The sequence below is a fragment of the Streptomyces tubercidicus genome, assembly GCF_027497495.1.
GTDB classification, from domain to species: Bacteria; Actinomycetota; Actinomycetes; order Streptomycetales; family Streptomycetaceae; genus Streptomyces; species Streptomyces tubercidicus.
In genome coordinates this window covers 6,167,556-6,187,580 of record NZ_CP114205.1, presented here as the reverse complement: position 1 = coordinate 6,187,580, position 20,025 = coordinate 6,167,556, and the positions used below count along the sequence as shown (strand labels likewise).

General features: G+C 72.0%; 16 protein-coding genes. 5 read left to right on the top strand and 11 right to left on the bottom strand.

Features of this window, described 5'->3' with window-relative positions; all coding sequences use genetic code 11:
- Positions 1–28 precede the first annotated feature (28 nt).
- From STRTU_RS26975 to STRTU_RS26960, 4 genes are all read right to left on the bottom strand, one after another.
- A complete protein-coding gene (locus STRTU_RS26975) occupies positions 29–3,157 on the bottom strand; it encodes an endo-alpha-N-acetylgalactosaminidase family protein (RefSeq protein ID WP_269777393.1) in 3,129 nt (1,042 codons plus the stop codon).
- Positions 3,158–3,367: 210 nt separating this feature from the next.
- Entirely contained in the window at positions 3,368–4,510 is a 1,143-nt protein-coding gene (locus tag STRTU_RS26970) for a sensor histidine kinase (protein WP_159746613.1), read from the bottom strand.
- Positions 4,511–4,577: 67 nt separating this feature from the next.
- Positions 4,578–4,754 carry a hypothetical protein gene (locus tag STRTU_RS26965; protein ID WP_159746612.1) on the bottom strand — a complete coding sequence of 59 codons (177 nt, stop codon included), beginning with the start codon at positions 4,752–4,754 and terminating at the stop codon, positions 4,578–4,580.
- 232 nt (positions 4,755–4,986) lie between these two features.
- Entirely contained in the window at positions 4,987–5,784 is a 798-nt protein-coding gene (locus STRTU_RS26960) for a S1 family peptidase (protein ID WP_159746611.1), read from the bottom strand.
- A 264-nt stretch (positions 5,785–6,048) separates the two neighbouring features.
- On the opposite strand from STRTU_RS26960, the gene STRTU_RS26955 reads away from it, so the two are divergent.
- A complete protein-coding gene (locus STRTU_RS26955) occupies positions 6,049–6,948 on the top strand; it encodes a hypothetical protein (protein ID WP_159746610.1) in 900 nt (299 codons plus the stop codon).
- Positions 6,949–6,990: 42 nt separating this feature from the next.
- Here the strand turns inward: STRTU_RS26955 and STRTU_RS26950 are convergent, their stop codons facing one another.
- Together STRTU_RS26950 and STRTU_RS26945 are read right to left on the bottom strand one after the other, a co-directional pair.
- Positions 6,991–7,686 (bottom strand): alpha/beta fold hydrolase, encoded by a 696-nt coding sequence (locus STRTU_RS26950; RefSeq protein WP_159746609.1) that lies wholly within the window; start codon positions 7,684–7,686, stop codon positions 6,991–6,993.
- A 128-nt stretch (positions 7,687–7,814) separates the two neighbouring features.
- The gene (locus tag STRTU_RS26945; RefSeq protein WP_159746608.1) at positions 7,815–8,549 is read right to left on the bottom strand and encodes an MBL fold metallo-hydrolase; all 735 of its coding nucleotides are present in this window, start codon (positions 8,547–8,549) and stop codon (positions 7,815–7,817) included.
- Between the two features lie 154 nt (positions 8,550–8,703).
- On the opposite strand from STRTU_RS26945, the gene STRTU_RS26940 reads away from it, so the two are divergent.
- Both STRTU_RS26940 and STRTU_RS26935 read left to right on the top strand, forming a co-directional pair.
- Positions 8,704–9,192: a hypothetical protein gene (locus STRTU_RS26940; RefSeq protein ID WP_159746607.1), complete on the top strand. Its 489-nt coding sequence runs from the start codon at positions 8,704–8,706 to the stop codon at positions 9,190–9,192.
- 82 nt (positions 9,193–9,274) lie between these two features.
- A complete protein-coding gene (locus STRTU_RS26935; RefSeq protein WP_159746606.1) occupies positions 9,275–9,751 on the top strand; it encodes a PPOX class F420-dependent oxidoreductase in 477 nt (158 codons plus the stop codon).
- A 49-nt stretch (positions 9,752–9,800) separates the two neighbouring features.
- On the opposite strand, the gene STRTU_RS26930 is transcribed toward STRTU_RS26935, so the two are convergent.
- Positions 9,801–10,526: an SDR family NAD(P)-dependent oxidoreductase gene (locus STRTU_RS26930; protein WP_159746605.1), complete on the bottom strand. Its 726-nt coding sequence runs from the start codon at positions 10,524–10,526 to the stop codon at positions 9,801–9,803.
- A gap of 68 nt (positions 10,527–10,594) precedes the next feature.
- On the opposite strand from STRTU_RS26930, the gene STRTU_RS26925 reads away from it, so the two are divergent.
- On the top strand, positions 10,595–11,164 hold the full coding sequence (locus STRTU_RS26925) for a MarR family winged helix-turn-helix transcriptional regulator (protein WP_159746604.1): 570 nt from the start codon (positions 10,595–10,597) through the stop codon (positions 11,162–11,164).
- 12 nt (positions 11,165–11,176) lie between these two features.
- Here the strand turns inward: STRTU_RS26925 and STRTU_RS26920 are convergent, their stop codons facing one another.
- Entirely contained in the window at positions 11,177–11,938 is a 762-nt protein-coding gene (locus STRTU_RS26920) for an ArsR/SmtB family transcription factor (protein ID WP_159746603.1), read from the bottom strand.
- A 67-nt stretch (positions 11,939–12,005) separates the two neighbouring features.
- Between STRTU_RS26920 and STRTU_RS26915 the strand changes: the two genes are divergently transcribed.
- Entirely contained in the window at positions 12,006–12,578 is a 573-nt protein-coding gene (locus tag STRTU_RS26915; RefSeq protein WP_159746602.1) for a hypothetical protein, read from the top strand.
- 111 nt (positions 12,579–12,689) lie between these two features.
- On the opposite strand, the gene STRTU_RS26910 is transcribed toward STRTU_RS26915, so the two are convergent.
- The 3 genes from STRTU_RS26910 to STRTU_RS26900 form a co-directional block, all read right to left on the bottom strand.
- A complete protein-coding gene (locus tag STRTU_RS26910; protein ID WP_159746601.1) occupies positions 12,690–14,150 on the bottom strand; it encodes a glutamate synthase subunit beta in 1,461 nt (486 codons plus the stop codon).
- On the bottom strand, positions 14,143–18,762 hold the full coding sequence (gltB, locus tag STRTU_RS26905) for a glutamate synthase large subunit (RefSeq protein ID WP_159746600.1): 4,620 nt from the start codon (positions 18,760–18,762) through the stop codon (positions 14,143–14,145). The genes STRTU_RS26910 and gltB overlap by 8 nt, the downstream gene beginning before the upstream one ends.
- A gap of 319 nt (positions 18,763–19,081) precedes the next feature.
- Complete coding sequence (locus STRTU_RS26900) at positions 19,082–19,813, bottom strand: VIT1/CCC1 transporter family protein (protein WP_159747245.1); 732 nt, start codon at positions 19,811–19,813, stop codon at positions 19,082–19,084.
- Positions 19,814–20,025: the final 212 nt, after the last annotated feature.

The following is a 20,025-nucleotide window of genomic DNA, read 5'->3' as shown; positions in this document are numbered from 1 at the left end:
GCCCCGCCCTCACGGCCCGCTCCCCCGGCTACACCTCGCGCACCTCGAACGTGTCCAGGACGAACTCCGCCGTCCCGTCGTCGCCCACTTTGCGCAGCCCCACCCATGCCGTGCCCCGGTCCGGGGCGGTGAACTCATAGGCGCAGGTGGCCGGCTGGTTCGCCACCGGGAGCGGACGGCGGCTCAGCTCGCGGGGCGCCGGTTCGTCGACGGCGGTGACCCAGGCGTACTGGCCGGCCTTCTCGTTGGCGTAGCGGAAGCTGACCCGGTAGCGGCGGCCGGGGGTGAAGCGGACGGTGTGCGGGACGGTCCGGTAGACCAGCCCGGCGTTCTCACCGCGTGACTTGAGCGACTGGCCGCCGTCCAGGACGTCGTCGATCGCCTTGCCGTTCCAGCCGCGCCGGGTGAACGGGGCGTGCAGCTGGGCGATATGGGTGCGCGGGTCGGTGCTGCCGCCCGCGTCGCCCTTGACGAAGACGCCCCAGCCCTGGGGGACGTGCTCGAAGTCCTCGTAGGCCAACGCGCCTTTCCTGGTGGTGGCCTGGGCGGGCACGACCCGGACGTTGTCGAACCGCACCCTGGCCCGGCCCGCCTCCGCGGTCAGGGTGAGGGTGACCGGGCCGCCGCCCTCCGGGACCGTGAAGTGGGTGAAGAGGCGCTGGAAGCGGGTGCCGGATTTGCGGTCCGCCGCCACGTAGTTGCCGGCCGTGGAGGTGTCCGTCCAGTTGGTGGCGGTGACGCCGTCGGCGGTGCGGATCTCCAGAGCGGCCCGGCGCCGTTCGCCCGCCGTGGCGCCGACCTCGATCTGTACGGAGGCGGCGTAGCTGCCGGGGGCGAGCCGGGCGAGTCGCTGGGCGACGGTGGCGGCGGCGCCCGCGCCGATGACCAGTTCGTAGTCGCCCACCTTGCTGAGCTGGACGGAGGCCGGGCCGGTGGTCTGCCAGCCGTCCAGGGTTCCGGAGTGGAATCCGGGGTCGGTCAGCGGGGTTCCCTCGCCCCAGTGGGGGTCGCCCTGCGCGGGGGCCTTGGTGCGGTGGACCACGTAGGCCACGCCGGGCCGCGCGGTGAGGGTGATCCTGCCGCCGCTGACGGGGATCCGGGTCTCCTGGGTGCGGCCCTGGTCGGTGAGCCGGTAGGCGTAGACGGCGCGGGCGGCCGACCAGCCCCGGGGCAGCGCCCAACTCGTGGTGCCGCCACGGGGGTTGTAGTGGTAGAGCTTGCCGGGATCGGTGGCCCGGCGGGGCTCCCAGGGGAGCAGATAGCTGCCGCCGTCGTAGACGAGGCGGCCGTCGGTGGTGATCCGGCGGGTGCCGCTCCGCTGCGCTCCGCCTCCGCTCTTCGAAGAGTTCACGGAAGCGGAGCCCGTATCGCTGACCGAGGTTCTGGTGGGGCCCTCGAAGGTGATCTCGTGCGCGCCCCAGGTCCTGATCGGGTACGCCTGGAGGTATTTGGCGGGCAGCGCGTCGGTCCAGATGAGCGTGTGGAAGGCGTGCCAGTCGGTCTTGCCGACCCAGCCCTCGAAGTTGCCCATCCGGGGGTTGCCGAGCAGCGTGGGCCACTTGTCGGCGAAGACGTCCTTGTGGTGGTGGTGCAGGAAGCGGATCAGCTGGGAGTTGATGCCGCGGGAGGTGTCGGGGCCGTAGTCGGTCTCGTTCGCCCAGTGCGACCACAGGGCGGAGCGCTCCAGGCCGTGGCCCCATTCGGTGGTGATCTGCCAGCCCTGGTCGCGCAGATGGCGCTGGAGCCGGTCGGAGTTCCAGCCGGATTCGCGGAAGACATCGATGTAGAGGGTGTTCAGGGCGGGGTCGGTCTCCTTGCGCAGCCGGTCGAAGCGCCGGGCGATGTCGCCGGAGACCAGATCGCGGCGGGCGTCGATGCGGTAGGACTGGTCCAGCCAGTCCCACTGCTTGTCGTCCTTGTCGACGAGCTGCTCGGAGAAGGCGTGCGCGACGGGGTAGGACTCGGTGGCGTTGACGTGCACCGCGAAGTCGCTGTGCCACTTCTTTCCGGCGCGCAGGAGGGTGTTGAGGTCGGCGAGGCCGCCGGCCCGCTGGTTGTAGTTGCCGCCGTAGTCGGGGTGGGCGGAGTCGTGGCCCTCGGACTGGTAGCCCTTGAGGAGGGTGAACTGCCGCAGCCCGTCGGTGGCCAGCGCGATCCGCTTGACGTGGTCGAGGGTGGCCAGGAACGGGTTGGTGGCCTGGCTGGCGAAGTTGAACGGGATGTGCGGGATGACCCGCAGATGCTGTGTGTCGGCGCCGAGCGGCCGCACCATGAGGTCGCGCAGTGCGATGGCGCCGTCCTGCCAGTCGGCGGTGCCGTCGCCGTTGCGGTCGCGGGTGACGATGACGGTCGCGTACGGCAGCGGGTCGGTGGCGTCCAGGGGCTGGCCGGCCGCCCGGTGGGTCCACTGGCCGCAGCCCAGCTGTGCGGTGACATAGCCGTCGCCCCGGACGGTCTGCCGCCACAGTCGGCCGTTCTCCCATGTGGTGGCGCCGGTGGGCCGGTCGTAGCAGGTGTTGGTGTCGATACCGGCGGCCAGGTGGCCGGTGGCGACGACGGCGTAGGCGCATCCGGTGGGGGTGGCCTCGGCGGGGGTGTCGTCGGTGACCCGTAGCAGGGTGTCGCCGCTGGTGGCCTTGTCGAGGGCGATCCGGGCGGCCAGCAGGCCGGCGCCGGGCTGGTCGCTGCGGACGGCGATCAGGGCGAGGCCGGGGATCTCCAGGGTGCCGACGCGCAGTGCCGGGGTGTCGGCGATGCCGGTGACCCGCCAGGTGGTCCGCCATCCCTCGACGGCGATCTCCACGGTGATCCTGGTGCCGCCGTCGAAGCCGAGGGTGTAGGTGGCGCGGCCGGTGCGGGTGCGGTGGGTGACGTGCGGGGTGTGGGCGGTGCCGTCGAGGAGGACGTGGGTGACCGGGGTGGACCCGCCGTGCAGTACGGCGCCGGTGCCGCGGTCGGTGTAGGAGACGATGCGCGGGAAGGCGGTGTCGACGCGGACCTCCAGCGCGTCGGAGCGCAGTACCGCCTCCGCCGGGCGCGGTGCGGCGGTGGCGGTCCGCGCGGTGAGCGGGAGGGTGCCGGCGACCCCGGCGAGCGCGGTGGCGGCGACGACCTTTCGGCGGCTGGGCCCGGCCGGGGCTCCGGTCTGTTCATTCACGCGCGCGGTCCTCCTTCGTGGCTGCACTGTCCGGCGGCGGAACTGTCCGTCGGCGGACAGCGTGCTGCCGGGGCGGGGCGTGCGCCTATGGACAAAGGAGCGGCAGGTGTTGGACAGAAGTGCGACGCGCGGGGCGGGGGCGGGGTCGGTCTGTGGCCCCGCCGTCCAGGCTCAGGCCGTGGCCCCACCGTCAGGCGGTCGGCCCCGTCGTCAGGCCGTGGCCCCGCCGTCCAGCGGCAGGACGGCGGTGAGCTCCCAGCCGCCCTCCGGCGCCGGGCCCGCGCTGAGCCGGCCGCCCATCGCCTCGGCCCGTTCGGTGAGCCCGGCCAGCCCGAAGCCTCCGCCGCGGGCCTGTTCGGAGAGGCGGGCGGGGGCGCCGCCGTCGTTGGCGACGCGCAGCTCCACCCCGCGGGGTACGGACCGCAGGCCGATGCGTACCGCCGTGGCGTCCGCGGCATGCTTGCGTACGTTGGTGAGCGCCTCGCGCACGATGCGGTGGACCGCCGCGCCCACCTCGGCGGGCAGCGCGTGCGCCGCACCGGTTTCGAGGGCGAGGACGACCGGCGGGCCGGTGCGGGCGAAGGCGTCGGCCATCGCCCGGACCTCGGCGAGCCCGGCGAGCGGGTGGGCCCGCGCCCCGTCCTCCCGCAGGACCCGCACCAGCCGGCGCATCGCGCCCAGCGCCTCGCTGCCGGCGCTCTCGATCCGTTCGAAGGTGGCGCCGGCCGGCGGTCCTTCGAGGTCGGTGTAGCGGGCGGCGCGGGCCTGGACGACGATGCCGGTGACGTGGTGGGCGACCAGGTCGTGCAGCTCCCGTGCCAGCTCCAGGCGCTCGGCGGCCCGGACCGCGGCGAGGTCGCGCAGCCGCTGGGCGTCCTGGCGGCGCAGGGTCAGGGAGTAGGCGGCGACGACCACGGTGAGCACCGCCTGGACGACCGTGAAGACGCCCGGCCGGAGGTCCCGCAGCGGGGTGAGGACGCAGGCCAGGCCCAGCAGCGGGCCGAGGACGGCGGCGGTGCGGCCGGGCGCCCGGCGGATCACGGCGGCGAGCAGCAGAAGCAGGGCGAGGCCCTCGCCCAGGCCCCACACCTGGGGCGGGCGCGGTCCGGCGATCAGCAGCGCCGAGCCGGTCAGGGAGATCAGGGCCGCGGCGGCGGCGCGGACCGCCAGCGGGATCCGGGTGCCGGGAAGGGTGCACAGACAGACCACGAGGGCGGTGGCCCCCATGACGGCATGCGACCGGGCGGGCTGGTGGGCCATCGCGAGGGTCTCCAGCCCGGCGAGGAGCAGCACCAGTACCGTCGGTCCCGCCTGGGACGCGACGTGCCGCCGCGGGCCCGGCAGGGGGTTCATCCGCGGGGACCGCCCGGTGCACGCCGGGGCCGCTGGGGTGGACCGTCGCCGGGAGGTGCGGTGGGGTTCACCCCCGGGCCGCGTTCGAAGGAGCATCGTCCGGTGACTGGACGGGATCGTGATGGCCGCCGAGCAGGACATACGCGAGGGCCGCGGCGGAGGCGGCGAGCAGCAGTGCGGCGACGACGGTCGTACGGCGGTGCGGGTCGGGCGCCGGGGGCCGGCGGCGGGGCTCGGGGGTCATGCCGTTCACGCTAAACAGCCCGTACGGGGCCGCCCAGGGGCCCTCCGGTCATCCGTGGCGGCACAAGACCCGGCCGGGGGACGGTCGGTGGTCCCGGGGCGGAGGGACGGAGGTCCCGGGCGCGGCGGGACTTCCGGCCCGGCGAAGGGCCCGGCGAAGGGCAAGGCGAGGGACCCGGCGAAGGGCCCGGGGAGCGGCTCCCCGGGCCCTCGGTGTGCGGGTGTGGAGGCGGTCAGCCGCCCAGTTCGCCCGCGGCCTTCTTGATGTTGGCGGCGAAGGCGCTCACCTCGCTGTAGACACCGGGCTTGCCCGGACGTGCGCAGCCCTCGCCCCAGGAGACGATGCCGACCTGGAGCCACTGACCGGCGTCGTCCTTGCGGAACATCGGGCCGCCGGAGTCGCCCTGGCAGGTGTCGACGCCGCCGGTGTCGAGCTTGCCGGCGCAGATCTCGTCGCCGGGCGTCAGCTGGTCCCCGTACGCCTTCTGGCAGGCGGCGTCGTCGATGAACGGCACGGTCGCCTTGAGGAGGTAGCGCTGCTGGTCGCCGCCTTCCTTGTCGGCGCCCCAGCCGGCGATGGTGAAGTCGCCGCTGTTGAGCTTGTCGTCCTCGGCGATCTTCAGGGTGGGCTGGTCTATCGGCTTGGCGAGCTTGATCAGCGCCCAGTCCTTGCCCTTGCCGTTGTAGCCGGGGGCCTGCAGGACCTTGGTGGAGTTGACCTTGACGGCGGCGGAGTCCTCCAGGTCGACGACGCCGGCGGTGGCGGTGATGGAGGTGTTGTCGCCGCTGCCGTCGACGCAGTGCGCCGCGGTGAGCACGATGTCCTTGGCGTAGAGGGCGCCGCCGCAGCCCATCGACAGCCGGACCATGAAGGGGAATTCACCCTGGTCGGCCTTGGTGCCGCCGACGACCTTGGTGGAGGGTTCGGGAGCGGGCGCGGCGGAGGCCGAGCCGGGCTGGAGGCTGAAGGCTGCCAGGGCGACCGCGCCGACGGCAGTAGCTCTCTTGAGGTGCTTCCGGTAGCTGCGCAACGGGCTTCCTTTCGTGGGGGGTTGCACGTCGATGACGAGCCCATGCCAACACCGGAGCCGGACGTGACCGTCGCACACCGCACCTGAAAGACGACAGCACACCGTGAGGCGTCCGGACCCAGTGGGGGATGAGTCCGTGGAGCGCCCTGTGATTATGTGGAGTGGGCGAACGGAGTGACAAGGGTGCGCATCCGGCCAACTCCCGTACGCGCCACACCCGTACAGCTCATTCCGGACTTTCCCGGCCCGCCGTACAGTGGCCCGGTGACCACGGGCGGCAGAGCGATCGAGCACGGATTCCCCCACCTCGACACGGTGCGTTCCGCCCTCCATGCGCTGTTCAAACGCCTGTCATACGACACGGTCCGCACCTTCGACACCAGCGTGCCGCCCGTCGACGTGGCCTTCGACGACGACGAGGATCTGCATCTGGGCGCGCAGCGGGTGGCCCACGCCATGGTCCGGCACCTGCATCTGCCGGACGCGCGCGCGGTCATCACCTTCCGCGAGATGGAGCACGCCGCGAATGTCGAACTCACCGCCGGGCCGGAGTACTTCATCGAGCTCAACGACCGCTTCCGCACCCACCGCAAGGACATCGGCGCCGCGCTGGCCCACGAGGTGACGCATGTCGCACTGCACCGTCTGGACCTGGTGTTCCCCGGCACCCGCGACAACGAGATCCTCACCGACACCGCCGCCGCCTACCTCGGCGCGGGCTGGCTGCTGCTGGACGCCTACCGCGAGCACGGCCCGTTCTCGCAGAAGCTGGGCTATCTGACGCCGGAGGAGTTCGGCTATGTCCTCGCCAAGCGGGCCCGGTTCTTCGGGGAGGACCCGGCGCCGTGGTTCACCAGCCCGCAGGCGTACGAGGCGTACACCGCGGGCGCCGCACGGGCCCGCCAGGACCTGCGCCGGCCGCCGCTCGCCGCCGCGGGCTGGACCGCCCGGCTGCGCTACGCCAAGGACCGCCGGGCGGCGCAGGACCCGCGGCGCCCGGGACGGCCGCCCGCCACCGGCGAGGACTACGCCTTCGAGGGCCCGTCACCGCTGCGGGTGTCGTTCCCCTGCCCCGCCTGCCATCAGCGGATCCGGGTCCCGGTCCGCGGCCGCCTCCAGGCACGCTGCGGCCTGTGCAAAACCCTGCTGGACTGCGACACCTGACGGGGAGCCGGGCCCCACAGCCACTCCCGGTCCGCCGCGGGTCTAGACCCACCCCTCCAGCCCCGCCATGAATCCGTCGAAGTCGTCACGGTGGATGGTGTGGCCCGTACGGGGCACCGTCCGCACCTCGAAGCCCCGCTCGGTCAGCTCGGCCGCCACCTGCTCGGAGTAGAGGAACCCCTCCCCCGCGAACTGCACCAGGGACGGTACGACCGGCTTCTCGGGCATGTGGTCCTGGCGATGGACGGCGGACAGCGCGAGGGCGGTCCCGGTGTCCCAGTCCGCGACCGTGGCCAGTTCGAGGTCGATGTCGGCGTCGCACCAGCGCGGGTTGAAGGTCCGCAGCATCGCCCGGTCGGCCCGCTTGAACGCGATGAACAGGGCCGGGTCGGCGGACTGTCCCGGCCTGGCCAGCGACCAGGCCGGATCGCAGTACACCGCGCGCCGTGGCTGTAGCCGCTCCACCGCCAGGGACAGCGCCAGCCCGCCCAGCGAATGCCCGATGGCGACCTCGGGGGCGGCCGGCAGGGTCTCCACGAGGTCCTCGGCGAACAGCTCGGTGCCGTACTCCCCGCGCGGGCTGCGGCCGTGGCCGCGCAGATCGACGGCCAGCACCCGGTAGCCGCGCTCGGCGAGCGCCGGACCGACGCGGTGCCAGGTGCGGTGATCGGACATCAGACCGTGGACCAGCACCGCCACCCGCTCGCCGGTGCCCCATTCGTGGGTGTTCAGCTGCATGCCCTGCCTCTCCTCGCTTCCCGTGCGCTCCAGCTCCCCGGGGTCCGGACCCGTGCGCCGGGCCGGTTCCGCACCGGCCCGACGTTACCCGCGTCAGCAGAGCCGGGCAGTGCGCCGCGGCCCGGCGCTCACAGCCAGTCCTGCTCCGGAGTGGCCGCGGCCAGTACGTCGCGTGCGCCGGTGCGGATCGGGACGCCGTGCGGGACGCACACCGTGTCCAGCTCATCGAGGGCGGCGAGCCGCCGGAAGGAGGCGATGGCCTCCTCGCGTGCGAGGTTGCCGGGGCCGAGGACCGCACGGGTGCCGTCGGGGGTGGTGCCGATGATGTCGCCGGGGAAGAGCAGCCGGCTGGCGGGGAGGTGCAGGGCGATCCCGCCGGGGGTGTGGCCGGGGACGTGCAGCACCCGCACCGGCTCCGGCCAGCCGTCGAGGGTGTCCCCCTCGTGCAGCGCGACATCGACCTCGACGGGGCGCAGCGGCGGGGTCCCGGCGGCCGCGATATCGGCCATGACCCCTTCGTACAGCGCCTGCTCGCCGGGGGTGAACGCCGGCGCGGGTTCGGGCGCGCTGCCGCGGATGTACGGGACGTCCAGGGCACCGGCCAGCACCCTGGCGCCGGTGGCGTCGACCAGATCGGCGGCGGCGCCCATGTGGTCCAGGTGGAAGTGGGTGAGGACGATCTGCCGTAACTGGTCCGGCCGGCCGCCGAGCCTGTCCAGCGCGCCGAGGACGGCGGGGGCCGAGCCGGGGAGGCCGGTATCGACCACGGCGTATCCGTCGTCGGGGAGGGCGACGAAGTACACGTGCCCGATGGGGAAGGCGAGTTGCCAGACGGTGGGGGTGATCTCGGTGAGCGCATCCATGACCGGGACGCTAGCCGGGCACGGTCCGGTGGCCATCGGCTTTGCGCCCTCGGCGGATTGAGCGCAGAGCGAAGCCCGGCACACCCTCTTCGGAACCCGGCCGGAACCTGTCTTGCCTTCGGTACGTCTCATCGCCGAACCAAGGAGGCATGTCATGCGAGGATCCCACCTCTCCCGCACCCGTACCCTCACCACCGTGCTCGTGCTGGCCCTGTCCGGCACCGCCGTACTGACCGGCTGCGGCGAGAAGCAGCAGACCGTGGGCAGCGCGCCGCCGCCGAAGAAGCCGGACGCCTTCGAGCAGCGGGCGGACCAGATCGTGCGGCACTGGCCGAAGGTCTCCCCGGTCACCGGGCGCCAGCAGGCCATCCTGCCGCTGGCCGACGCGGAGCGCCCCAAGAAGACGGACGCACGGGAGATCACCGTCACCGTCGGGCACAGCGCCTGCGATGTCCGCTTCGGTGCCCGCAGCCATGAGTCGAAGGACCTGGTGGTGATCACCGGCTGGGGCAAGCGGAAGAGCTCCAAGGGGATGTGCACCGAACAGCTGGCCACCGACAAGGTGAAGGTGCAGCTCAAGACCGCACTGGGCGACCGCAAGGTCGTCGACGCGGCCACCGGCAAGGAACTCTTCAAGAACTGACGACCGGTCCGACGTGGCGGCGGGCCCGCCGTGGCCCGCCGTGGTCCGCCTTCGAGCGCACCTGACGGCCTAGGCTCACCGCATGAGCCCTTCCACCGCCACCACCACCCGTGTCGACCTGCCCGAGCTGCTGGAGTTCGTCCGCCCCCGGCACCGCGCGATCCTGCTCACCCGCCGTTCCGACGGCACCCCGCAGGGCTCGCCGCTGACCTGCGGGGTGGACGACTCCGGCCGGCTGGTGATGGCGACGTACCCGGAGCGCGCCAAGGTCCGTAACGCCCGCCGGGTCTCCTCGGTCAGCGTCATCGTGCTGTCCGACGAGTGGAACGGCCCCTGGGTCCAGATCGACGGCGAGGCCCAGATCATCGACACCCCGGACTCCATCGAGCCGCTCGTCGAGTACTACCGCAACATCGCCGGTGAGCACCCGGACTGGGACCAGTACCGCGAGGCGATGCGCAAGCAGGGCAAGTCACTGATCCGGGTGACCCCCTTGCGCTGGGGCCCGATCGCCACCGGCGGCTTCCCGGCCCGGCTGACGGAGGGCAACGGGAAGTAAGCCGCACGGCCGCGTACCTGCCCCGGCTGGAACACCGGCCGGGGAGGTGTCAACGGGTGCCGCAAGTACCGCCGTTGACGTTCAGCACCTGGCCGGTGATATGCCGGGCCGCCGGTGAGGCCAGGAAGGCCACGGTCCCCGCGATGTCGTCCGGGGACCCGGGGCGGCCCGTCGCGGAGGCCGCCACCAGCTGGTCGCGGCGCTCGTCGGTGAGCTGGTCGCGGAAGAAGTCGGTCCCGGCGATATAGCCGGGCGAGACGACATTGGCGGTGATGCCGCGGGGGCCGAGCTCCCGGGACAGCCCGATGTTCCAGGAGGCGAGCCCGGCCTTGGCCGCTCCGTAGGCACCACCGGAGCCCTGGTCCGCGGCGATCGATCCGAGCTGGACGACCGCGCCACCGGCCGCCAGCCGGCCGTCCACCGCCCTGGTGGTCAGCGCGGCGCCGACCAGGTTCGCATCGAGGTTGGCGCGGAAGCCCCGGGCGTAGGACGCCAGATCGGTGGCCACGTCCGCGTCGAGGTCGGTGTTGCCGCCGGCGTTGTTGACCAGCACATCGATCCGCTCGGGGAGCCGGGCGAGCAGCTCGGTGAGCGAGGCGGGGTCGGTGTGGTCGCACACCAGCGGGCGGATGGTCTCCCGGCCGGCCGCGGTCTCCTCCAGGGGTGCCAGGCGCCGGCCGGTGACGATGACGTCGTCGCCGCGGTCGGCGAAGTGCTGGGCGACGGCGCGTCCGATGCCGGTTCCGCCGCCGGTGACCAGGATGGTGCGTGACATATGCTGAGCTCCGTCCAATACGTTCAGGTCTAAATTTAGACCTGAACATAACAGTACCGGGAGGGCCCGTGGCAAGAGATTCCGAGGCACAGGACCACCACGGGCGTGCCTCGTCGTACCCCGTGGAGGAGATCGCGGCCGCCTGGGAGCGCGAGCGCCCCGGCACACCGGTCTCCTCGATCGGGATCGTAACGCCGATCTGGCAGCTGGCGAAGCTGCTGGGTGACGACCGGCGCCGGGTACTGACCCGCGCCGGGGTGGACCCGGCCACGCTCGATCTGCTCAGTGTGCTGCGCCGCAGCGGCGCGCCCTACACCCTGACCACCCGTGAGCTCGGCCGTCGCTCCATGGTCACCGCGGGCGCGGTCTCCCAGCGGGTGGCCCGCGCCGAGCGTGAGGGGCTGGTGACCCGCCGGCCCGGCGAGGGCCGTCCGCGCACGGTCCTGGTCGAGCTGACCCCGGCGGGCCATGAGCTGGTCGAGGCCACCGTCGGCCAAGTACTGCACCGCGAGGCGGAGTTGATCGACGGCCTGACCCCCGAGCAGCAGAAGCAGCTCGCCGGTCTGCTGCGGATCCTGCTCCAGGACACCCAGCGCAAGCTCGGCGACGACCGGATCAGCCAGGTCGGTGACGTCTGAGGGCGCGCCCGGTCAGCCGCCCGGCGCCGGAAGTGTGAGGGACGGGAAGAGTGCCTCGTCCGGCAGGCCGAGTTGGGTGCGGAAGGCGGCGCGGCCCGCCGCGGTGAGTGTGAGGATGCGGGTGGTGACGGCCTTGACCAGCCAGGCGTGTTCCAGGGCGTGGCGGTAGAGGGCGGCGCCGACGGCGCCGGAGAGGTGATGGCGGCGCACCGTCCAGTCGAGACAGGTGCGGACATGGGCCCGATGGGCGGCCGGGGGTGCGGCGTCGGGGATGCCGAGGGCGGCGAGCCAGTCGGCGCCGGCGGCGGTCAGTACCGGGCCGTAGTCCCGGGCCAGCAGGCCGCGTTCGGACATGGCGTCGGCGATGGCGACGCCGAGGGCGCCGGCGATGTGGTCGTAGCAGGTCCGGGCGTGGTGCAGGGCGCGGCGGTGGTTGGCCTCGGCCAGGGAGCGGATCGGGACCTGGCGGTAGGGGGCGAGGCCGGCGAGGTTCTCCAGGGTCTCGGCGGTGTCCGGCCCGGCCAGCCGTACGTAGCGCCGCCGCCCCTGGCGCTCCTCGGCGAGCAGTCCGCCGGCGACCAGGAGGTTGAGGTGTTCGGTGGTGGTGGACGGCGCCACCGCGGCGTACTCGGCCAGTTCGCCCGCGGTCCAGGTGCCGCCGTCGAGCAGGGCCATGCAGATCGCGGCACGGGTGCGGTCCGCGAGCAGCGCCGCGAGGGCGGCCAGATCGGGGGTCTCCGCGACGCTTTCCTGATCGGCGTCCCATCGTTTCATGTACACAGAGTAACCTCTGATAACATTTCGGTGAGCACCGAATCATCCGGCTTCTATCCTCGGCAGCATGAAAGGCGCGCTGGAGGAAAGCAGTTCGGTCGCCCCGGCGCTGCTGTGCACCGAGAACGACGACGGAACTTTCGTGCTGGTCGAGCTGCGCATCCGGTGGGAGCTCGGACCGGTCGTCAGCCTCTGGCTGCCGACCCGCGGCCGGACCGCACGGAATCTCGCGGTACGCCCGGACGTGGTCTTCAATCTGCCAGCGGACGGGACGGGGGCCGAAGAGGGGGCGAGCACCCTGCCGTCCGCCACGGACGCGGCGTGGACCGAGCCGTCCGAGCTGGTGCGGCCGCCCCGACTGGTGCACTGCCCGGTGCAGTTGGAGGCGCGCCGGGTCGGCGAGTGGACGGTCACCGACGGCGCGTGGACGCAGATCGAGGCGCAGGTGCTGCGGGTGCACGCCGATCCGCGGTGGGTGCTGCCGCCGGGTGACCGGCGGGTCGGGCCGGTCGCGTGGCATCCGCCGGTGCATGACTTCCGGCCGCAGGGCGCTCCCCCGCCGCAGGCCGTACCGGCGCCCGCGCGGGAGATGGCACGGCAGTTGGAGCGGCGCTTCCCCGCCGCCCGGGGCGGCGCGTAGACGCACGGTCCGGGGGCGGACATGCCGCGGCGCCTGCCCTCCGGTCGGGGGAGGAGGCAGGCGCCGCGGTTGTTCCGCACGACGTTGTACGGGACATCGGGGGACGGTCGGTCACACGGTGAGTGCCCGGTCCGTCGGCTTGATGGGAGCCGGCAGGGCGCTGGCTCCGGTCAGGAAGCGGTCCACGCCCTTGGCGGCGGAGCGGCCCTCGGCGATGGCCCACACGATCAGCGACTGGCCGCGGCCCGCGTCACCGGCGACGTACACGCCGGGGACGTTGGTGGCGAAGTCCGCGTCGCGGGCGACGTTGCCGCGCTCGTCGAGCTCCAGGCCGAACTGCTCGACCAGGCCGTTCTCCCGGTCGGTGCCGGTGAAGCCCATCGCGAGGGTGACCAGCTGGGCCGGGATCTTCCGCTCGGTGCCGGGCTGGGGCTCGGGGCGGCCGTCCTTGAACTCCACCTCGGTCAGGTGCAGCCACTGGACGTTGCCGTCCTCGTCGCCCTCGAAGTGGGTGGTGGAGACGGAGTAGATCCGCTCGCCGCCCTCCTCGTGCGCGGAGGTGACCTTGTAGAGCATCGGGAAGGTCGGCCAGGGCTGGTTGGGGTTCCGCTCGTCGCCCGGCTTGCCCATGATCTCCAGCTGGGTGACGGAGGCCGCGCCCTGGCGGTGGGCGGTGCCGACGCAGTCCGCGCCGGTGTCGCCGCCGCCGATGACCACGACGTGCTTGCCCTCGGCGCTGATCGGGGCGACGGTCAGGTCGCCCTCCTGCACCTTGTTGGCGAGCGGGAGGTACTCCATAGCGAAGTGGATGCCGTTCAGCTCACGGCCGGGCACCGGCAGGTCGCGGGAGGTGGTGGCACCGGCGGCGATGACGACGGCGTCGTAGCGCTTGCGCAGCTTCTTCGCGTCCAGGTCGCGGCCGATCTCCACCTCCGTACGGAACTTGGTGCCCTCCGCGCGCATCTGCTCGATGCGGCGGTTGATGTGGCGCTTCTCCATCTTGAACTCGGGGATGCCGTAGCGGAGGAGACCACCGATACGGTCCGCGCGCTCGTAGACGGCGACGGTGTGGCCGGCCCGGGTCAGCTGCTGGGCGGCGGCCAGGCCCGCGGGGCCCGAGCCGATGACGGCGACGGTCTTGCCGGAGAGGCGCTCGGGCGGCTGCGGGGTGACGTCGCCGTTGTCCCACGCCTTGTCGATGATGGAGACCTCGACGTTCTTGATGGTCACCGGCGGCTGGTTGATGCCCAGCACACAGGCGGCCTCACAGGGCGCGGGGCAGAGGCGGCCGGTGAACTCCGGGAAGTTGTTGGTCGCGTGCAGCCGCTCGCTGGCCTCGGTCCAGTCCTCGCGGTAGGCGTAGTCGTTCCACTCGGGGATGAGGTTTCCGAGCGGGCAGCCGTTGTGGCAGAACGGGATACCGCAGTCCATACAGCGCGACGCCTGCTTGCTGATGATCGGCAGCAGGGAGCCGGGCTGGTAGACCTCGTTCCAGTCCTTGACGCGCTCCTCGACGGGGCGGGTCTTGGCGACCTCGCGCTCGTGGTTCAGGAAGCCCTTGGGGTCAGCCATTGGTCGCCGCCTCCATCATCTTCTCGTGGGTCTCGGACTCGGAGAGCCCGGCCTGCTCGGCGGCTTCCTTGGCGACGAGCACTGCCTGGTAGGTGGGCGGGATGACCTTGCTGAAGCGCGCGGCCGCGGCATCCCAGTCGGCGAGGAGCTTGGCGGCGACGGTGGAGCCGGTCTCCTCCTGGTGGCGCTGCACGACGTCGTGCAGCCACTGCTTGTCGTCGTCGTTCAGCGGGTTCACCGCGTCGACGAGCTCCTTGTTGACGTTGGCCGGGTCGAGGTCGATGACGTAGGCGAAGCCGCCGGACATACCGGCCGCGAAGTTGCGGCCCGTCTCGCCCAGGACGACCGCGTTGCCGCCGGTCATGTACTCGCAGCCGTGGTCGCCGACGCCCTCGGAGACCACCGTGGCACCGGAGTTGCGGACGCAGAAGCGCTCGCCGACCCGGCCGCGCAGATACAGCTCGCCGCCGGTGGCGCCGTAGGCGAGGGTGTTGCCCGCGATGGTCGAGTACTCGGCGAGGTGGTCGGCACCGCGGTCCGGGCGGACCACGACACGGCCGCCGGACAGGCCCTTGCCGACGTAGTCGTTGGCGTCGCCCTCCAGGCGCAGCGTGATGCCGCGCGGCAGGAACGCGCCGAAGGACTGGCCGGCCGAGCCGGTGAAGGTGATGTCGATGGTGTCGTCGGGGAGCCCGCCGCCACCGAACTTTTTGGTGACCTCGTGGCCGAGCATGGTGCCGACGGTCCGGTTGATGTTCCGGATCGCGATCTGGGCCCGCACCGGCTGGGCGGCCTCGGCGCTGTCCGCGGACAGCGCGTCGGCGGCGAGCTTGATCAGCTCGTTGTCGAGCGCCTTCGCCAGGCCGTGGTCCTGCTCGATGACCTGGTGGCGGACGGCGCCCTCGGCCAGCTCGGGGACGTGCAGCAGCGGGGCCAGGTCCAGGCCCTGTGCCTTCCAGTGGTCCACGGCGCGGGAGGTGTTCAGCAGCTCGGCGTGGCCGATGGCCTCGTCCAGGCTGCGGAAGCCCAGCTCGGCGAGGAGCTCACGGACCTCCTCGGCGATGAACTGGAAGAAGTTGACGACGTACTCGGCCTTGCCGTTGAACCGCTCGCGCAGCGTCGGGTTCTGGGTGGCGATACCGACCGGGCAGGTGTCCAGGTGGCAGACGCGCATCATGACGCAGCCGGAGACGACCAGCGGTGCGGTCGCGAAGCCGTACTCCTCGGCGCCCAGCAGGGCGGCGATGACGACATCGCGGCCGGTCTTGAGCTGGCCGTCGGTCTGCACCACGATCCGGTCGCGCAGGCCGTTGAGCAGCAGCGTCTGCTGGGTCTCGGCCAGGCCGAGCTCCCAGGGGCCACCCGCGTGCTTGAGCGAGGTGAGCGGCGAGGCACCCGTACCGCCGTCGTGGCCGGAGATCAGGACCACGTCCGCGTGCGCCTTGGAGACACCCGCGGCGACCGTGCCGACGCCGACCTCGGAGACCAGCTTCACGTGGATGCGGGCCTGCGGGTTGGCGTTCTTGAGGTCGTGGATCAGCTGAGCCAGGTCCTCGATGGAGTAGATGTCGTGGTGCGGCGGCGGCGAGATCAGGCCGACGCCCGGGGTGGAGTGCCGGGTCTTGGCGACCCACGGGTAGACCTTGTGGCCGGGCAGCTGGCCGCCCTCACCGGGCTTGGCGCCCTGGGCCATCTTGATCTGGATGTCGTCGGAGTTGACGAGGTACTCGGACGTCACGCCGAAGCGGCCGGAGGCGACCTGCTTGATGGCGGAGCGGCGTGCCGGGTCGTAGAGACGGTCCGGGTCCTCGCCGCCCTCACCGGTGTTGGACTTGCCGCCCAGCTGGTTCATGGCGATGGCGAGGGTCTCGTGCGCCTCCTGGGAGATGGAGCCGTACGACATGGCGCCGGTGGAGAAGCGCTTGACGATCTCGGACGCCGGCTCGACCTCCTCGATCGGGATCGAGGGGCGCTCGGAGGCGAAGGAGAACAGGCCGCGCAGCGTCATCAGCCGCTCGGACTGCTCGTTCACCCGGTCCGTGTACTGCTTGAAGATGTCGTAGCGGCGCGAGCGGGTGGAGTGCTGGAGCCGGAAGACGGTGTCCGGGTCGAAGAGGTGCGGCTCGCCCTCGCGGCGCCACTGGTACTCGCCGCCGATGTCCAGCGCGCGGTGCGTGGCGGCGATGCCGGAGGCCGGGTAGGCCTTGGCGTGCCGGGCTGCGACCTCCTTGGCGATGACGTCCAGGCCCGCGCCGCCGATCTTGGTGGCGGTGCCGTGGAAGTACTGGGCGACGAACTCCTCGTCCAGGCCGACGGCCTCGAAGACCTGCGCGCCCCGGTAGGAGGCGACGGTGGAGATGCCCATCTTGGACATCACCTTCAGGACGCCCTTGCCGAGCGCCTTGATCAGGTTCTTGATGGCGGCCTCGGCCTCGATGCCGGGCAGGAAGGTGCCGGCCCGGACCAGGTCCTCGACGGACTCCATGGCCAGGTACGGGTTGACGGCCGCGGCACCGAAGCCGATGAGCAGCGCGACGTGGTGCACCTCGCGCACATCGCCGGCCTCGACGAGCAGACCGACCTGGGTGCGCTCCTTGGTGCCGATGAGGTGGTGGTGGACCGCGGCGGTGAGCAGCAGCGACGGGATCGGCGCGTGCTCGGCGTCGGAGTGCCGGTCGGAGAGCACGATCAGCCGGGCGCCGTCGTCGATGGCGGCGTCCGCCTCGGCGCAGATCTCCTCGATCCGGGCCGCCAGCGCCTGACCGCCGCCGGAGACCCGGTAGAGACCGGAGAGGGTCACGGCCTTCATGCCGGGCATATCGCCGTCGGCGTTGATGTGCACGAGCTTGGCCAGCTCGTCGTTGTCGATGACCGGGAACGGCAGGGTCACGCTGCGGCAGGAGGCCGCGGTGGGCTCCAGGAGGTTGCCCTGGGGGCCGAGCGAGGAGATCAGCGAGGTGACCAGCTCCTCGCGGATGGCGTCCAGCGGCGGGTTGGTGACCTGCGCGAAGAGCTGGGTGAAGTAGTCGAAGAGCAGCCGGGGGCGCTCGGACAGCGCGGCGATCGGCGAGTCGGTGCCCATCGAGCCGATGGGCTCGGCGCCGGCCTTGGCCATCGGGGCGAGGATGACGCGGAGCTCTTCCTCGGTGTAGCCGAAGGTCTGCTGGCGGCGGGTGACCGAGGCGTGGGTGTGCACGATGTGCTCCCGCTCGGGCAGGTCCGCCAGCTCGATCAGACCGGAGTCCAGCCACTCCTGGTAGGGCTGCTCGGCGGCGAGCTGCGCCTTGATCTCGTCGTCCTCGATGATGCGGCCCTCGACGGTGTCCACCAGGAACATCCGGCCGGGCTGCAGACGGCCCTTGCGGACGACCTTGGCGGGGTCGATGTCCAGGACGCCGACCTCGGAGGAGAGCACGACCAGGCCGTCGTCGGTGACCCAGTAGCGGCCGGGGCGCAGACCGTTGCGGTCCAGGACCGCGCCGACCTGGATGCCGTCGGTGAAGGTGACACAGGCCGGGCCGTCCCAGGGCTCCATCATCGTGGAGTGGAACTGGTAGAAGGCGCGCCGGGCCGGGTCCATGGAGGGGGAGTTCTCCCACGCCTCGGGGACCATCATCAGCACCGAGTGCGGCAGCGAGCGGCCGCCGAGGTGGAGCAGCTCCAGGACCTCGTCGAAGGAGGCCGAGTCGGAGGCGTCCGGGGTGCAGACGGGGAACAGCCGCGCGAGGTTCTCGGCGTCCTCGGGGTTCTCGCCGAAGAGCTTGGTGGCGAGCTGCGACTCACGGGCCCGCATCCAGTTGCGGTTGCCCTTGACCGTGTTGATCTCGCCGTTGTGCGCGACGAAGCGGTACGGGTGCGCGAGCGGCCAGCTCGGGAAGGTGTTGGTGGAGAACCGGGAGTGGACCAGCGCGATCGCGGTGGCGAAGCGGCGGTCGGACAGGTCCGGGAAGAAGGGCTCCAGCTGGCCGGTGGTCAGCATGCCCTTGTAGACGATCGTCCGGGCGGACAGCGAGGGGAAGTAGACCCCGGCCTCCCGCTCGGCGCGCTTGCGCAGCGCGAACGCCTTGCGGTCCAGCGCCAGGCCGGTGTTCACCCCGTCGCTCACGAAGAGCTGGGAGAAGGCCGGCATGGTGGCGCGGGCGCCGTTGCCGAGCAGCTGCGGGGCGACCGGGACCACCCGCCAGCCGATGACGTCCAGGCCCTCTTCCCCGGCGATCGTCTCGATGCGGGAGACGGCCTCGGCCGCCTCCTGGGCCTCGGACGGCAGGAAGGCGATACCGACGGCGTAGGCGCCGGCCTCGGGGAGCTCGAAGGTGACGTTCTCGCGCAGAAACGCGTCCGGCACCTGGAGCAGGATGCCGGCGCCGTCGCCCGAGTCGGGCTCGGAGCCGGTGGCACCGCGGTGCTCCAGATTCGTCAGGACGGTGAGCGCCTGCTCGACCAGTGCGTGGCTGGCCTCGCCGGTGAGGGTGGCCACGAAGCCGACGCCACAGGCGTCGTGCTCATTGCGGGGGTCGTACATCCCCTGCTGGGCGGGGCGGCCGTCCATGGGCGACCAGGCGGCGGCGTCGCTGCTGCTGGTGGTCGCGGAGTGCGTGGACGCGAAACGCATCGGCTCTCCCAACGTCGTAGTGGCAATCGGGGTACCTCCCGGGCCCTTGGGGCCCGGGGAATTGCCGAGGGACGACGTTGGCCCTCCGCGAAATTTCGTGCAGGTTACAGGATGGCTCCCTTCTCAAAAAGCGAAAAGGGGCTTCCAGCATGCGGACACCGCACGGGCGGTGAGTCAGTGCACGGACGGAATCCAGGCCGTCCCACAAGGCGGCGTTCGGCGAGCGACGTTGCCCGCGACGCCTGGGCCTTATGCCCGGCCGTCAACGAACCGAAACCGCTGGGTAACGCGGTAATTATGCAGTCACCCGTATGACACGTCAGCCTACGACGGTTCCGAACAGTGCGCCCAGGACGTACGTCACACCCGCGGCGGCGCCGCCGAGCGCCAGCTGACGCAGCCCGCTGAACCACCAGGAGCGCGCCGTCACCCGCGCCACGACCGCCCCACAGGCAAACAGTCCGACCAGTGCGAACAGCACCGCGGGCCAGATGGCGGAGGCCCCCATCAAGTACGGAAGCAGAGGCATCAGCGCGCCCAGCGCAAACGACCCGAAGGAGGAAACCGCGGCGACGGCGGGCGAAGGAAGGTCGGACGGGTCGATGCCCAGTTCCTCGCGGGCGTGGATCTCCAGGGCCTGATCGGGGTCCCTGGAGAGCTGTTCGGCGACCTGCCGGGCGAGCGCCGGCTCGACCCCGCGCGACGTATACAGCGCGGCGAGCTCTTCCAGCTCGTCCTTCGGGTGCTTACGCAGCTCGGCGCGCTCGATATCCAGCTCGGCCTGCACCAGCTCACGCTGTGAGGCGACCGAGGTGTACTCCCCCGCCGCCATCGAGAAGGCACCTGCCGCCAGGCCCGCGAGGCCGGTGATGATGATCGCCTGCTGCGACAGCGCACCGCCGGCGGCGCCCGTCATCAGGGCGACATTCGAGACCAGACCGTCCATCGCACCGAAGACGGCGGGGCGCAGCCAGCCGCCGTTCACATCGCGGTGGGTGTGGTTGTCGCGGTGGGCCACATGCGTCGGCGCCGCGGCATCCATGATCTCCATGACGGACATATCGGTACCTACTCCCTACGAGCGAGGTGTGGGCCGATGTGCGGCACTTCCCCCTCCAACGCTTCGAAGTTATGCGGGCATCGGCCTCCGCCGCTAGCAAGGAAGGCCGAACTTACCGCGCTGACCTGCGGTTTTTCCGCGAGGCCGGGTGAGTGATCCGGGTCACAGGCCGCTGTGGGGCCGGCCGGGCGCACCGCTCCGGG